We start from the raw sequence: 14,440 nt of genomic DNA on the forward strand, positions 1-14,440 counted from the left end.
GTCAGCGGTTCCTCCGGTACGTCAGCCCGAAGTCCGTCTCCCACTGCGCCGACCCGTCCTTCGACTGCTCCCACACGCCGTGGATGCTGTCGCCGTCCGCGCTCAGCCGCCCGGTGAAACGCTGCCGGAAGGACAGCGGGGAGAAGTCCTCCTCCTCACGCAGCAGCCGCCACACCTCGCCGTCGAAGGTCATCGCGTACAGCCGTACGACCCCCCGCGCGTCGAAGTAGTGCTGCGTGTACGCCCCCGTCTCCGGCTCGACCGACACGATCGCCGTACTGTCCGGCGCGGGGGCCGGGACCTCGATCCGCTGCACCAGGAACTGCCCGTCCAGCGCCCACTCGAAGACACTCCGCCCGGCCCCAACCGCCTGCCCGGGAAACTTGGCCTCCACGTCCCATTCGCCGACCAGGACTCCGAGCCGCTCCAGAGCTTCCTGCCGTGCTGTCGCGCCCATCGCGACCACCTCCTCGCAGTGAGGACCGTGCGGGCGGGCCGAAGTCATCGGTGGGTCGACAGGCCGGCCGCCGGAAGCCGCCGCTCCTCGGAGTCCTTCGGCTGGCCGACGGGTCCGCGCCGTCGTCGTACGCGGGACTCCCGGGGTCGAAGGAGGACAGGACCTGCCCGTCGACCGCGTACTCCACCCGCTGCGTGGCGTTGACGTCGCAGCTCACGGCGAGGACGCGGCTGCCCGAGGAGAGCGCGGGAAGGCAGTTCACCGCCGATACGTACGAGGCGGAGGCCTGGACGGCGAAGGCCCAACCCTCGATCGACCCGGCCCGCACGACCACGTCCACCGAGCGCCGCAAGAAGCCGATTTCCTCCACGGCTTCGACGTCCAGATCCTCCAGGTGCCGGGTCAGCGGTAAGACGGACTTGCGCCGGGCACCGAGGCGCCGGAGCACCTCCTCCGGCGTGAGGCCCTCGCAGAAGATGAGGCTGTAACCGAAGGAGTACGCCTCGGACACCCACCGAAGGCCCTCTGCCATGTCGCCGTCAGCGGGGCCCGCACTCGAACCAGACAACCTTCCCGCCACCCGATCTCGGCCCCACGCCCCACTTGTCCACGACAGCGTCCAGCAGCAGGAGTCCGCGGCCGTGTTCGGCCTCCGCGGTCGACTCGGCCGCCGGGAGCGGGAGTTCGGGCGCCTCGTCCGCGACCTCCACCCGAACACCGGACTCCAGCCGCAACACCAGCACCACACACCGACGGTCCGGGACATGGCGTACGACATTGGCGACCAGCTCCGTCACGCCGAGCTCGGCGGCGTCGCACAGCGCTGACAGCCCCCACTCGTCCAGCAGCGAGCGGACGATCCGGCGGATGTGGCGGGCGGAGTGCTCGCCCGCGGTGAGCGACAGGCGCCACTGGGGAATGTATGAGTTCACGGCACGAGCGTGACCTCGCACGACTACGCTGGGCCATCGAACGGACACAACCGGTAGAGCCGTGGACCCAGTTGCCCGAGAGGGGACCCCGCGTGATCGGCATCCACTCCCTTGACCCCGGCGCCTCGCCCGGCGACTACTACGGTTTCGAGCTGCGCCGACTCCGAGAGGCGGCACACCTGACCCAGCGTCAACTCGGTGACATTCTCAGCTACACCGGCTCACTGGTCGGCCAGATCGAGACGGCGAGGAAGGTCCCGACACCGGAGTTCAGCGAGCGGGCGGACGCGGCGCTGGGGTCGGACGGGTTGCTGACCCGGCTGGTGGGTCTGGTGCTGCGCAGCCAACTACCCGCGTGGTTTCAGCAGGTTGCCGAGCTGGAGGCGCGGGCGACCGAGATCTGTACCTTCCAGGCCACCATGATCCACGGACTGTTGCAGACCCCCGCCTACGCCCGCGCCACGCTCAGCGCACTCCGACGGAACGACCTCGACGACCGCACCGCCGTACGACTGGCTCGTCAGCGGATCTTCGAGAAGGAGGAGCCACCGGTCTTCTGGATGGTCATCAGCGAGGCCGCGCTGTACCAGGAGATCGGCGACAAGGAAACGATGCGTGGCCAACTGACCCATCTGTTGTCCTTCGAGAGCGATCCCCAGATCAACATCCAGGTGCTGCCGTTCTCGACAGGAGCCCACGCGGGGCTGACGGGCACGTTCACCCTCTTCCGCTTCGCGAGCGACCCGGCCATCGTCTACACCGAGGGATACGGCAGCGGACATCCGACCGCGAACCCGGACACCCTCAAGGACTGCACACTCCGTTACGATCATCTCCGGGCCGCCGCGCTCTCCCTCAGGGACTCGGCGGAGTTGATCCGGCGCGCGATGGAGGACCGCTATGGAGAGCAACTGGCGTAAGTCCAGTTACAGCAGCGACCAGGGCGGCGAGTGCGTGGAGATCGCCGAGACGACCAGCACCGTATCCGTCCGCGACTCCAAGACCCCGGCGGGACCGATCCTCACCGTCGACCCCGCCGCCTTCACGACCTTCGTCAACTGGACGTCTACAACCGCTGAATGATCGTGCCGGTGGCCAACGCGCCCCCCGCGCACATCGTGATCAGCGCGAACTCCTTGTCCGTGCGCTCCAGTTCATGCAGGGCCGTCGTGATGAGCCGTGCCCCCGTCGCCCCCACCGGGTGGCCGAGCGCGATGGCGCCGCCGTTGACGTTGACCTTCTCCAGGTCCTGTTCGAAGACCTGGGCCCAGCTGAGCACCACGGACGCGAAGGCCTCGTTGATCTCGACGAGGTCGATGTCCTTCAGGGACATGCCCGCCTTGCCGAGCACCGCGCGGGTCGCGTCGATCGGTCCATCGAGGTGGAAGTGCGGGTCGGCGCCGACCAGCGCCTGGGCCACGATCCGAGCCCGCGGCCTCAGCTTCAGCGCCCGCGCCATCCGCTTCGACGCCCACATGATCGCCGCGGCGCCGTCGCTGATCTGGGAGGAGTTGCCCGCCGTGTGGATCGCCGCCGGCATGACCGGCTTGAGGCCCGCCAGTGCCTCCATGGACGTGTCGCGCAGCCCCTCGTCGCGGTCGACGAGCCGCCACATGCCCTGCCCGGCCCGCTGTTCGTCCTCGGTGGTCGGCACCTGGACCGCGAACGTCTCCCGCTTGAAGCGCTCCTCGGACCAGGCGACGGCCGCCCGCTCCTGCGAGATCAGACCGAGTGAGTCGACGTTCTCCCGGGTCAGACCCCGGCGCCGCGCGATCCGCTCGGCCGCCTCGAACTGGTTCGGCAGGTCGACGTTCCACTCGTCCGGGAACGGTTTGCCCGGCCCGTGCTTCGAGCCCGACCCCAGCGGCACCCGGGACATCGCCTCGACACCGCAGCTGATGCCGACGTCGATGACCCCGGCCGCGACCATGTTGGCGACCATGTGGGAGGCCTGCTGCGAGGAGCCGCACTGGCAGTCGACCGTCGTCGCCGCGGTCTCGTACGGCAGCCCGACGGTCAGCCAGGCCGTGCGCGCGGGGTTCATGGACTGTTCTCCGGCGTGGGTGACCGTGCCGCCGACGATCTGTTCCACCGCGTCGGCGGGGATGCCGGCGCGGCCGAGGAGCTCACGGTAGGTCTCGCCCAGCAGATAGGCGGGATGCAGATTGGCGAGCGCGCCGCCGCGCCTGCCGATGGGGGTACGGACGGCTTCGACGATCACGGGTTCGGCGGCCATGGGTGCGGGTCCTCTCCTCCGAACGGATCCATGGAACTTCCGTGGAACACGCAGAACTTGGCAGAACTAGTACGTGTTCTACTTCGCGCTGCTCTGCAGTCTGCGGACGGGCCGCCCACCACCGCAAGGGTCGTGCACGCAATTGAGGGCTCCGCGCCCCTTGCCACTTGTAGAACCCGTTACTACCTTCACGGCAGCTCTGTTCCTGATGGACCGTCAGAAAGCTTCCAGTCGGAGGCTTCCAGAGAGCTGGAGTGAGTTGCCGATGACCTGTCCAGCGTTCCCCGACGGGTTCGACTTCACCGACCCCGACCTGCTGCAAAGTCGCGTACCGCTGCCGGAGTTCGCCGAACTGCGCCGGGCCGAACCGGTGCGCTGGATCCCCCAGCCGGCCAATGTCGCCGGCTTCCAGGACGAGGGGTACTGGGCGGTCACCCGGCACGCGGACGTCAAGTACGTCTCCACCCACCCGGAGATCTTCTCGTCGTACCTCAACACGGCGATCATCCGCTTCAACGAACGCATCGAGCGCGACGCGATCGACGCGCAGCGGCTGATCCTGCTCAACATGGACCCGCCCGAGCACACCAGGGTCCGCGGGATCGTCCAACGGGTGTTCACCCCCCGGGCCATCCGCGCCCTGGAGGAACGTCTGCGCAACCGCGCCCAGTCGATCGTCGACACCGCGCGCGCCCTGCCCGGCGAGTCGTTCGACTTCGTCACCCAGGTCGCCTGCGAGCTGCCCCTGCAGGCCATCGCCGAGCTCATCGGCATCCCGCAGGACGACCGGGCGAAGATCTTCGACTGGTCCAACAAGATGATCTCGTACGACGATCCGGAGTACGCGATCAGCGAGCAGGTCGGCCAGGAGTCGGCCATGGAGGTCATCGCCTACGCGATGAACATGGCGGCCGACCGCAAGCAGTGCCCGGCCAAGGACATCGTCACCACGCTGGTGGCCGCCGAGGACGAAGGCAACCTGAACTCCGACGAGTTCGGCTTCTTCGTGCTGATGCTGGCGGTCGCGGGCAACGAGACGACCCGCAACGCCATCACCCACGGCATGCACGCCTTCCTCACCCACCCCGACCAGTGGGAGCTCTACAAGGCCGAGCGCCCCTCGACGGCGGCGGAGGAGATCGTCCGCTGGGCCACGCCGGTCAACTCCTTCCAGCGCACGGCCACCCAGGACACGGAGCTGGGCGGCAAGCAGATCAAGAAGGGCGACCGGGTGGGCATCTTCTACGCCGCCGCCAACCACGACCCCGAGGTCTTCGAGAACCCGGACGTCTTCGACATCACCCGCGATCCCAACCCCCACCTCGGCTTCGGCGGCGGAGGCCCGCACTACTGCCTCGGCAAGTCCCTCGCGGTCCTGGAGATCGACCTGATCTTCAACGCCATCGCCGACGCCATGCCCGACCTCCGCGCGGCCGGCGACCCCCGCCGCCTGCGCTCGGCGTGGATCAACGGCGTCAAGGAGCTCCAGGTCACCCTGAGCTGACTCCCGCCCCGGCCATTCGGGCCGACGGTCCCTCCGGGCCGCCGGCCCGTCCCGGTGCGAGCGGCGGGAGTTGGCCGGCGGGTCGGTGCGCGAGGTGGCCGACGTGGCGCGGTGTACAGGGCCCCCGGGCGAAGTCCTTCACCCCTTCGCCGGCACCCGTTCCTCATCGACGTCCGCGGCAGCGGCCACCATCCGGGCCCGCGGCCCCTGGAAGAGATACGACAGCCCGAACCCGCCCGCGACGACAGCCGCACCCCCCACCGCGTCCAGCACCCAGTGGTTCCCGGTGGCCACGATCGCCGAGACGGTGAAGAACGGATGCAGCAGGCCCAGCCCCTTCATCCACCACCGGGGCGCGATGATCACGATGACGACCCCGCACCACAGCGACCACCCGAAGTGCAGCGAGGGCATCGCCGCGTACTGGTTGGTCAGCGCGGTCAGGGTGCCGTACTCCGGCTTGGAGAAGTCCTGCACCCCGTGCACGGTGTCGATGATCCCGAGCGCCGGCATGAGGCGCGGCGGGGCGAGCGGATAGAGCCAGAACCCGACGAGGGCCAGCAGGGTCGCGAACCCGAGTGAGGCCCGGGCCCACCGGTAGTCCACCGGCCGCCGCCAGTACAGGACGGCCAGCACGCTCAGCGGGACCACGAAGTGCAAGGACTCGTAGTAGAAGTCGAAGAAGTTCCGCAGCCAGTCGACCTCGACGACCGCGTGGTTGACCCAGTGCTCGATGTCGATGTGCAGCAGGCGCTCCAGATCGAAGATCTGCTGCCCGTGCTTCTCGGCGGTGGCCCGCCCCGCGGAGTTGGTGCCGCCGGTCGCCGCGAGTCTGACCTGCTGGTAGGCGGCGTAGGTGACACGGAGCAGCAGCAGTTCGAGGAGGAGATTGGGCCGGGTCAGCACCCGCCGCAGGAACGGCAGCAGTGGCACGTGCCGGAACCGCGTGGGTACCGGCGCGGCGCACTCCGTGGGAATCGGCGCCTGGTAGTAGGGCGAGGTGCGCGACAGGAAGGGGATCACCGTGGCGGCGGCGAGCGCGGCCAGCAGCACCAGGTTGTCCCGCAGGGTGTACAGCGCCGAGATGTGCGGCAGCATCATCGTCGCCGGGAGGGTCATCACCACGACGACGGCGACCGGCCACACATACCGGTCGGAGGCCCGCTTGCCGACCCGTCCGACGACCGCGAGCAGCACCCACAGCAGCTGGTGCTGCCAGGTGGTCGGTGAGACGGCGATCGCCGCGCACCCGGTGATCGCGACGGCGAGCAGCAGCTGGCCGTCGCGGGCGTAGCGCACGGCCCGGCGCACGCCCAGCGCGGCGACGGCCGCGCCGAGCGCCAGGAAGAGGGAGATCTCCAGCGGCCCCGCCATGCCCAGCCGCAGCAGCAGGCCGTGCAGGGACTGGTTGGCGAGGTCGTCGGCGGGAGCCCCGAGGCCGGTGCCGGCGATGTGGTGCACCCAGTAGGTGTACGAGTCGTGCGGCAGCGCGGCCCAGGCGAGCGCGGTGCCGGCGGCGAAGGCCGTGGCCGAGGTGAGGGCGCCCCGGCGGCGGCCGGTGAACCAGAGCAGGGCCGCGAAGAGCAGGACCGTGGGCTGGAGGGCGGCGGCGAGTCCGATGAGCAGTCCGCTGACCCGCTCGCCCCGGACGACGAAGCAGGCGACCAGGACCAGCAGGACCGGGATGATGCTGGTCTGCCCGAGGTAGAGCGTGTTGCGCACGGGCAGCGACAGCATGAGGAGGCTGATCGCGACCGGCGCGGCGAGCAGGGCGGTGCGGCGGCCGACGGGCCGGGGCAGGGCGCGGGCGGCGACGAGACCGAGGGCGACGACCAGGAGCAGGGTGCCGAAGGTCCAGCCCCAGCCGAGGGCCTGTTCGGCGGCGCGGGTGAGCGGCTTCAGGACGAGTCCCCCGAACGGGGTACCGGTGAACTGCGTCGAGTCGTACAGCGAGCCCTTCACATGCAGGACGCCGTCCGGGCCGACCCAGGTCTCCAGGTCGGTCAGCCGCTCGCCTCTGGGAGTGCGGAGGACGACGGCCACCTCTCGTGCGGCGAGGACGGCCGCCACCAGCCATAAGGCGAGCCTTGCCGCGAGCAGCCGCGCCTGGACCTCGGTGGTCCCACTGTGCTCCGCGTTCGCCACGCCTCGTCGGCCTCTCAGTTCCGGTCGTGCCATGCGTCCGGGAGGAAGGACGCAGGCAACCCCGTCTTCACCTGACGTCCGCCTCCTTTTGTCCGAATGACGATAGTCCGCAGCGAGGGCCGTCGCGCAGACAGGCGCGAGATGGATCACACGCGTCGGGGGTAGGGGCGTCCATGATCGGGCGCAGGGTACCTGCATACGGCACGTTTATGTACGCTCCGCGACCGGACTTGAGCATGACGTAAGCCCGGCAAGTCCGCCTATGGTCGCTTTTTGCCCTGGTCCCCGTCGAAAGGCAGGCGAGCGAAGTTTTGCCGAGTGCCCCCGCCCCCGCTCACCCCGTCCACCCCCCTCGCGATCCCGAGGCGGTCGGCGTCGACCCGGCCCTCGTGAAGCGTGCCGTGAAGGCCGCCGCGCTGGGCAACGCGATGGAATGGTTCGACTTCGGCGTCTACAGCTACATCGCCGTCACCCTGGGCAAGGTCTTCTTCCCCTCCGGCAATCCGACCGCCCAGCTCCTGTCGACGTTCGGCGCCTTCGCCGCGGCCTTCCTGGTCCGCCCGCTCGGCGGCCTGGTCTTCGGCCCGCTGGGCGACCGCGTGGGCCGCCAGAAGGTCCTCGCCGTGACCATGATCATGATGGCCGCCGGCACCTTCGCCATCGGCCTGATCCCGTCGTACGCCACGATCGGCGTCGGCGCCCCGCTGCTGCTCCTGGCCGCCCGACTGGTCCAGGGCTTCTCGACCGGTGGCGAGTACGCGGGCGCCTCCACCTTCATCGCCGAGTACGCGCCCGACAAGAAGCGCGGCTTCCTCGGCAGCTGGCTGGAGTTCGGCACGCTCGCCGGCTACATCGCGGGCGCCGGTCTGGTCACGGTGCTGACGGCCCTGCTGTCCACCGAGGACCTGGTGTCCTGGGGCTGGCGGATCCCGTTCCTGATCGCGGGCCCGATGGGTGTCATCGGCCTCTATCTGCGGCTGCGCCTGGAGGAGACCCCGGCGTTCACGGCCGAGACCGAGAAGGCCGAGGCAGACCGCCGCAAGGTCCCGCTGCGCGAGATGATCACCGGCCAGTGGCAGGCCCTGCTGCTGTGCGTGGGCCTGGTCCTGGTCTTCAACGTCACCGACTACATGCTGCTGTCGTACATGCCGAGCTATCTGACCAGCGAACTCAAGTACGACGAGACGCACGGTCTGCTGGTCGTCCTCGGCGTGATGGCGCTGATGATGGTCGTCCAGCCCTTCGCGGGCGCGCTGAGCGACCGTGTCGGCCGCCGCCCGGTGATCGCGGCGGGCTGCGCGGGCTTCCTGCTCCTGTCCGTCCCGGCCCTGCTGCTGATCCGGCAGGGCAGCCTGTTCGCGATCGCGCTCGGCATGGGCGCGCTGGGCCTGCTCCTGGTCTGCTTCACGGCGGCGATGCCGGCTGCCCTCCCGGCGCTCTTCCCGACCCGGGTGCGCTACGGCTCCCTCTCGGTCGGCTTCAACATCTCGGTGTCCCTCTTCGGCGGCACGACCCCGCTGGTGGTGACCGCGCTGATCGGCGCGACCGGGAACATGATGATGCCCGCCTACTACATGATGGCCGCGGCCGTGATCGGCGGTGTGGCGGTGTGGTTCATGACGGAGTCGGCGGGCAGGCCCCTGCCGGGCTCGCCGCCGCAGCGGTAATCCGCTGACAGGGACCGGGTGCCGGACTATATTCGTTAGCGCAACTAGTTAGCTGATCTAACTAGCCATACGAAAGGCACAGGTGCATGAGCGAGTCGCAGCTCTGGGACGACGTCGACGACTACTTCACCACCCATCTTGCCCCGGAGGACGACGTGCTCCGGGCGGCCTTGCGCGACAGCGAGGCCGCCGGCCTGCCGTCCATCGCCGTGACGGCACCGCAGGGCAAGCTCCTGCAGCTCCTGGCTCAGATCCAGGGCGCCCGTACGATTCTGGAGATCGGGACGCTCGGCGGCTACAGCACGATCTGGCTGGCCCGCGCCCTGCCCGCCGACGGCCGTCTGGTCTCGCTGGAGTACAGCCCGGTCAACGCCGAGGTCGCGAACCGCAACATCGCCCGCGCGGGTCTCGACAAGATCGCCGAGGTGCGGGTCGGCCCGGCCCTGGAGTCGCTGCCCCGGCTGGCCGACGAGAACCCGCCCCCCTTCGACCTGGTCTTCATCGACGCCGACAAGGCCAACAACCCGCACTACGTGGAGTGGGCGCTCAAGCTCACCAGCGCGGGCAGCCTGATCGTGGTGGACAACGTCGTACGGGGCGGCCGGGTCGCCGACCCCGGCAACCCGGCCCCCGATGTCCAGGGCACCCGCACCGCGCTCGAACTGATCGGAGGGCACCCGAGGTTGAGCGCCACGGCGATCCAGACGGTCGGCGGCAAGGGCTACGACGGCTTCGCGCTGGCCCGCGTCCTGCCGTAGCCCGTCCCGCTCAGGCCTCGTGGTAGAAGCCGACGTTGACGCTGCGCGGGGCGGTGCGGTCGCGGATGATGATCTCGCCGTTGCCGCCCCGGGGCAGCGTCACGGAGCCGCCGTAGATCAGGGGCTGCGCGTAGGCGCCGGCCACCAACTGCACCTCGGACGAGGGATCGGGCTGCGAGCCCTGGAGCCAGGTCACCTGCCAGACGCCCTCGGGCCCGCACAGGAACTCCAGGTGCACCCGGGAGACGAACAGCCAGTCGTCGGGGGTCGCGAGCCGGCACACGGACTTGTCCCGGCCCACCCGCAGCACGGTGCCCGGGTCACTGGGCGCGTCGGCCATCTGCATCCCGGCCGTGGCACCCTCCTCCGCCGCGGTGACGACGGCCATGGTGAGTTCGAGCACGTGCGCTCCTCCTGAAAGGTTCCTTGCGCGGCAACCCCGTTGACCTGCCGCCGCCGCATGATAATTCGCCCGGCACGGCGGTGTCCGGCGCAAGCAACCCAAGACCGGCCCGTAACCCAGGACCGGCCTGCCACCCGAGTGCGGGCGACAGGCCGGTCGTACGTACGGACGACGGGTCAGCTGTGCAGCAGCCGCTCCGTCAGCTCGCGGTAGTCCCGCAGCGCCAGCCGGAGTTGCTCGGTGTCGCCGGCGCCCACGCCCTTGTCGTGGCCGCCGTCGCCGGTCTGCCAGGAGTTGCGCAGCGTGCGCCGACGCTGCTTCACGGCATCGGCGAAGCGGGCGGCGACCTCCTCCAGCACCTGGTCGGCCTCCTCGACGGCGGACCGGGGTTCGTCCACGAACCCGGCGACGGCGTGCTGGAGCCGTGTGCTGAGCTTGTCGCTCTCGTCGTGCGGCAGCAGCCGGGCCTCATGACCCGAGACTCCGCCCACACCCGGACCGACACCGCCGACGGCGTCGGATCCGGCGCCCCGCTCCCCCTCCAGCTCGGTCCCACGACCGAGTCCGGAGGTCTTGTCATGGCCGGCAGCCGAGTCTCGACCTCGACCGAGGCCACCTTGGTCACGGGACTGCTCACGGGACTGCTCACGGGACTGCTCACCGGAGCCGGTCGTACCCGCCGGACGTCCGGCCACCGGGTCCAACCCCGGCGCCTCGCTCTCGGTGGGAGTCACCAGGGGACTGTGCGACCCCGCGGGGTCCCCGGTCGTAGCCCTGCCGGTCTTTCCTTCCCCCCGGGTGCCGTCGGCGCCCGGCCTGCTCGTGGCATCCGTCATGTCACTCAACTCCCCTTCGCGTGACGCCTGTTGAATGCCCACGGCAGGTGTCCGCGGCTGTCGCTGCGGCCGTCGCGGGCCTGGCCCGCGCGCTCGTGGGACTCATGGGTGGGTGTCCGGGACTCCTCGCGGCTGCGCGACGGGCCGACGAGCTCCTCGAAGAGGGCCCGCGCCTCCACCATGGCGGCGCGCATGTCCTCCGTGTCCGTCCGTCCGTCGCCGTCCTGCCGGGCGTCCGTATGGGCACTCGCCACCGTGTGCACCCGCCGGTAGCCGTGCACGTGGTGCGCGTGGTGCACGGACAGCGCGTTGTACTGCTCCTCGTACTGCCCGCCGCCCGGGAAGCCCCGGGCCTCGGCGAGTTCGGCGAGCAGCCGGTCGGCCTCGGCGACGGCCTCCCGAGGAGAGTCGACGAAGCGTTCCTGGGCGGCCGTCCAGCGGTCCTCGTACCGCTGGCGCTCCGCCGCTTCGAGGGGCTGCTCGCGCAGGGATCCATGCCGCTCCACGCGCTCGGTGAGTTCACGTTCGGCGGCCTTCTCGTCCCCGTTGTGCCGGGCCACGGTACGGTCGTACTCGGGCCCGAAGCGTCGCTTCAGGCCCCGGCCGTGCTGCGGACCCCGGCCACGCAGAGTCAGGACGGCCGCCACGATGATGACGGCCGCCACGATCACGATCAGAGCGATGATCAGGCCAGTTGACATATCTGTCGGGTTGCCTCGAACGTTTTATTCAAACCGTCTCCGCATATGTGTAGGCGACAATCGGGCCATGACCTGGACCGTCACTCCCGAAGCTCCCGGCTCCCCCACAGCAGCGGCACTCTGGCGCGCGTACTACACAGAGGTCAGCGACCGCTACTACCTCCTGCACGAGAACCGCAGAACGGATCCGGCCGAGCTGGAGCGGGAGGTGGCGAAGGGCACGGGCAGCGAACTCGCCCCTCCGAGCGGCCTGTTGCTGGTGGCCAGATACGCGGGAGAGCCGGCCGGCACGGCGGGCATACGCCTGCGCCCCGACGGGAGCGCCGAGCTCACCAGGGTCTACCTGCACGAGAAGATGCGCGGCAAGGGTGGCGCGGTCCTCCTCGTCGAAGCGGCGGAGTCCGCGGCCCGAGCCCTCGGCGCCACCCGCCTGATCCTCGAAACCCGCGCGGACCTGACCGAGGCCCTCTCCCTCTACGCGAGGCTCGGCTACCAGGAGATCACCCCGTACAGCGACGACATCTACGCGGACCACACACTGGGCAAGTCCCTGTAACGACGACGGACGGGCGGGGGCGCCCGCCTGCGACGCCGGCCGCAGGCACTCAGGGGCGCGGGGAACTGCGCAACGCACCCGCGCCCCCACCGACGAGCAACAGGCCGCCGCAGGCACCCCCCTCAAACCGCCGGAGGCACCGGCTGCTCCCGATCCGATCCGCACAGCTCGTCGGTCAGCTCCTTCACCAGCTGGGCGAGATCCGTGGACCGGTCGGGACCCCACCAGTCCCCCAGCAGCTCACCCAACGACTCCTCCCGCGCCGCCGCGAGCCGCACCGCGACCTCCCGCCCCGGCTCGGTGAGCAGCAGCCCGACACCCTGCCGTGTCGCCAGCCCCCGTTCCTCCACCTGCCGCGCCGCGGCGATGACCGCGCCCAGCGGCACGGACGTGCGCTCGGCGAGCAGCGCCGGCTCCACCCACCCGTACTTCCGCAGGCGCAGGATCAGCCAGCTCGACGCGGGCAGCAGGTCGTACCCGGCCCGCGCGGTGATCTCCCGGTAGATCTCCCGCCGCCCCTCGCGGGTCCCGAGCAGCGACAGTGCCCGGCAGACCTCGTCGTGCGACGACCGTTGCACGGGATTGCTGGCCAGCGTCTCGGTGACGTCGGGCGCCGTGACCGACCCCCGCAGCCGGTCCTCCTTGAGGAACCACGCGAGCACGAACCCGAGGAACGCGACGGGCGCGGCGTAGAGGAAGACGTCGGTGATCGACGAGGCGTACGCGTGCAGCGCCTCGGGCCGCACCGAGCCCGGCAGCTGAGCGAGCCCCCGGGAGTCGGCCTCGATCCCCGACACCGAGACGCCGGGCGGCAGTTGCGTCCCCTGCAGGGCCTCGGCCAGCTTGTCGCCGAGCCGGTTGGCGAAGACCGTCCCGAAGATGGCGACCCCGAAGGACGCCCCGATGGACCGGAAGAAGGTCGCACCGGACGTGGCGACGCCGAGGTCCTCGTACGAGACGGCGTTCTGCACGATCAGCACCAGCACCTGCATGACCAGACCGAGCCCCAGCCCGAACACGCAGAAGCAGATGCTCATCACCCAGGTGGAACTGCTCTCGTCGAGCCGGTGCAGAAGCAGCAGCCCCAGCGTGGTGACCGCGGTGCCGGCCACCGGGAACACCTTCCACCGCCCGGTACGGCTGACGATCTGCCCGGAGACGGTCGAGGACAGCAGCAGCCCGAACACCATGGGCAGCATGTGCACACCGGACATGGTCGGCGAGACTCCCTGCACCACCTGGAGGAAGGTGGGCAGATAGGTCATGGCCCCGAACATCGCGAACCCGACGATGAAGCTGATGACGGCCGCCAGGGTGAAGGTCCGCACCCGGAAGAGCTTCAACGGCAGCACGGGCTCGGCGGCCCGGCGTTCGACCCCCACGAACGCGACCGCCAGCAGCACGCCCAGCACCGCGAGCCCGACGATCTGGGGCGATCCCCAGCCCCAGGTGTTCCCGCCCAGCGAGGCCACCAGCACCAGACACGTGGCGACGGCGGCGATGAGGAAGGTCCCCAGGTAGTCGATGACGTGCTTCGTCGACTTACGGGGAATCCGCAGCACCACGGCGATCACGGCCAGCGCGACCACACCGACCGGAAGATTGACGTAGAAGACCCACCGCCAGCTCAGATGTTCGGTGAACAGTCCGCCCAGCAGCGGGCCGAGCACGCTCGTCGCCCCGAACACCGCCCCGAACAGCCCCTGGTACCGTCCCCGTTCGCGCGGCGGGACGAGATCGCCGACGATCGCCATCGACAGCACCATCAGCCCGCCACCGCCCAGCCCCTGGAGAGCCCGGAAGGCGATCAGCTGGGTCATGTCCTGGGACATGCCGCACAACGCCGACCCGATCAGGAAGATCACGATCGCGGTCTGGAACAGCCGCTTGCGCCCGTACTGGTCACCGAGCTTGCCCCACAGCGGGGTCGCCGCCGTGGAGGCCAGCAGATAGGCGGTGACCACCCAGGACAGGTGCTCCATGCCGCCGAGGTCGCTGACGATGGTGGGCAGCGCGGTGGACACGATCGTCTGGTCCAGCGCGGCGAGCAGCATGCCGAGCAGCAGGGCCCCGATCGAGACGAGGACGTTTCCGGACACGTGGCTTTCTCTCGCGTCTCGCACATCCTTCGTCATCCCGTGCGCATCCGCGGCCATGAAGACCTCCCGAGGCTGTCGTTACTTGTCCATCGTGGTCGGTGTGACCGCTTACGGCCTGTTGAGTCCTGTTGGAAGCCGATATTCCG

At 69.9% G+C, this 14,440-nt stretch carries 14 protein-coding genes and 1 pseudogene; 6 read left to right on the top strand and 9 right to left on the bottom strand.

Features of this window, described 5'->3' with window-relative positions; translation table 11 throughout:
- Position 1 precedes the first annotated feature (1 nt).
- From ACGFWE_RS11195 to ACGFWE_RS11205, 3 genes and pseudogenes are all read right to left on the bottom strand, one after another.
- On the bottom strand, positions 2-457 hold the full coding sequence (locus ACGFWE_RS11195; RefSeq protein ID WP_393600218.1) for a hypothetical protein: 456 nt from the start codon (positions 455-457) through the stop codon (positions 2-4).
- Between the two features lie 115 nt (positions 458-572).
- Positions 573-989, bottom strand: a pseudogene (locus tag ACGFWE_RS11200) (DUF6461 domain-containing protein); the annotation flags it as partial.
- A 7-nt stretch (positions 990-996) separates the two neighbouring features.
- Positions 997-1,389, bottom strand: a complete 393-nt coding sequence (locus ACGFWE_RS11205) for an ATP-binding protein (protein WP_352383329.1) — start codon at positions 1,387-1,389, stop codon at positions 997-999.
- A 95-nt stretch (positions 1,390-1,484) separates the two neighbouring features.
- Between ACGFWE_RS11205 and ACGFWE_RS11210 the strand changes: the two genes are divergently transcribed.
- Entirely contained in the window at positions 1,485-2,309 is an 825-nt protein-coding gene (locus ACGFWE_RS11210) for a helix-turn-helix domain-containing protein (RefSeq protein ID WP_393600192.1), read from the top strand.
- Positions 2,290-2,472, top strand: coding sequence for a DUF397 domain-containing protein (locus tag ACGFWE_RS11215; protein WP_393599456.1), 183 nt, complete (start codon positions 2,290-2,292; stop codon positions 2,470-2,472). The genes ACGFWE_RS11210 and ACGFWE_RS11215 overlap by 20 nt, the downstream gene beginning before the upstream one ends.
- Here ACGFWE_RS11215 and ACGFWE_RS11220 read toward each other — a convergent pair.
- The gene (locus ACGFWE_RS11220) at positions 2,456-3,625 is read right to left on the bottom strand and encodes a steroid 3-ketoacyl-CoA thiolase (RefSeq protein WP_393599458.1); all 1,170 of its coding nucleotides are present in this window, start codon (positions 3,623-3,625) and stop codon (positions 2,456-2,458) included. The two genes, ACGFWE_RS11215 and ACGFWE_RS11220, sit on opposite strands and share 17 nt — an antisense overlap.
- A 265-nt stretch (positions 3,626-3,890) precedes the next feature.
- Here ACGFWE_RS11220 and ACGFWE_RS11225 point away from each other — a divergent pair, with 265 nt between their 5' ends.
- The gene (locus ACGFWE_RS11225; RefSeq protein WP_352383337.1) at positions 3,891-5,129 is read left to right on the top strand and encodes a cytochrome P450; all 1,239 of its coding nucleotides are present in this window, start codon (positions 3,891-3,893) and stop codon (positions 5,127-5,129) included.
- 138 nt (positions 5,130-5,267) lie between these two features.
- Here the strand turns inward: ACGFWE_RS11225 and ACGFWE_RS11230 are convergent, their stop codons facing one another.
- Complete coding sequence (locus tag ACGFWE_RS11230; RefSeq protein ID WP_393599461.1) at positions 5,268-7,274, bottom strand: bifunctional glycosyltransferase 87/phosphatase PAP2 family protein; 2,007 nt, start codon at positions 7,272-7,274, stop codon at positions 5,268-5,270.
- Between the two features lie 311 nt (positions 7,275-7,585).
- Between ACGFWE_RS11230 and proP the strand changes: the two genes are divergently transcribed.
- Both proP and ACGFWE_RS11240 read left to right on the top strand, forming a co-directional pair.
- A complete protein-coding gene (gene proP, locus ACGFWE_RS11235; protein WP_393599463.1) occupies positions 7,586-8,941 on the top strand; it encodes a glycine betaine/L-proline transporter ProP in 1,356 nt (451 codons plus the stop codon).
- Between the two features lie 86 nt (positions 8,942-9,027).
- On the top strand, positions 9,028-9,699 hold the full coding sequence (locus tag ACGFWE_RS11240) for an O-methyltransferase (protein WP_352383343.1): 672 nt from the start codon (positions 9,028-9,030) through the stop codon (positions 9,697-9,699).
- 10 nt (positions 9,700-9,709) lie between these two features.
- Here the strand turns inward: ACGFWE_RS11240 and ACGFWE_RS11245 are convergent, their stop codons facing one another.
- The 3 genes from ACGFWE_RS11245 to ACGFWE_RS11255 all read right to left on the bottom strand — a co-directional run bounded on the left by ACGFWE_RS11245 (position 9,710) and on the right by ACGFWE_RS11255 (position 11,639).
- Positions 9,710-10,102: a hypothetical protein gene (locus ACGFWE_RS11245; protein WP_352383345.1), complete on the bottom strand. Its 393-nt coding sequence runs from the start codon at positions 10,100-10,102 to the stop codon at positions 9,710-9,712.
- A 176-nt stretch (positions 10,103-10,278) separates the two neighbouring features.
- On the bottom strand, positions 10,279-10,836 hold the full coding sequence (locus ACGFWE_RS11250; RefSeq protein WP_393599466.1) for a hypothetical protein: 558 nt from the start codon (positions 10,834-10,836) through the stop codon (positions 10,279-10,281).
- 107 nt (positions 10,837-10,943) lie between these two features.
- A complete protein-coding gene (locus ACGFWE_RS11255; protein WP_352383348.1) occupies positions 10,944-11,639 on the bottom strand; it encodes a hypothetical protein in 696 nt (231 codons plus the stop codon).
- 67 nt (positions 11,640-11,706) lie between these two features.
- Here ACGFWE_RS11255 and ACGFWE_RS11260 point away from each other — a divergent pair, with 67 nt between their 5' ends.
- On the top strand, positions 11,707-12,195 hold the full coding sequence (locus ACGFWE_RS11260; protein WP_393599468.1) for a GNAT family N-acetyltransferase: 489 nt from the start codon (positions 11,707-11,709) through the stop codon (positions 12,193-12,195).
- A 122-nt stretch (positions 12,196-12,317) separates the two neighbouring features.
- Here ACGFWE_RS11260 and ACGFWE_RS11265 read toward each other — a convergent pair whose 3' ends face one another.
- A complete protein-coding gene (locus tag ACGFWE_RS11265; RefSeq protein WP_352383352.1) occupies positions 12,318-14,351 on the bottom strand; it encodes an MDR family MFS transporter in 2,034 nt (677 codons plus the stop codon).
- Between the last annotated feature and the right edge of the window lie 89 nt (positions 14,352-14,440).

It is taken from the genome of Streptomyces sp. NPDC048523 (assembly GCF_043199815.1).
GTDB lineage: Bacteria > Actinomycetota > Actinomycetes > Streptomycetales > Streptomycetaceae > Streptomyces.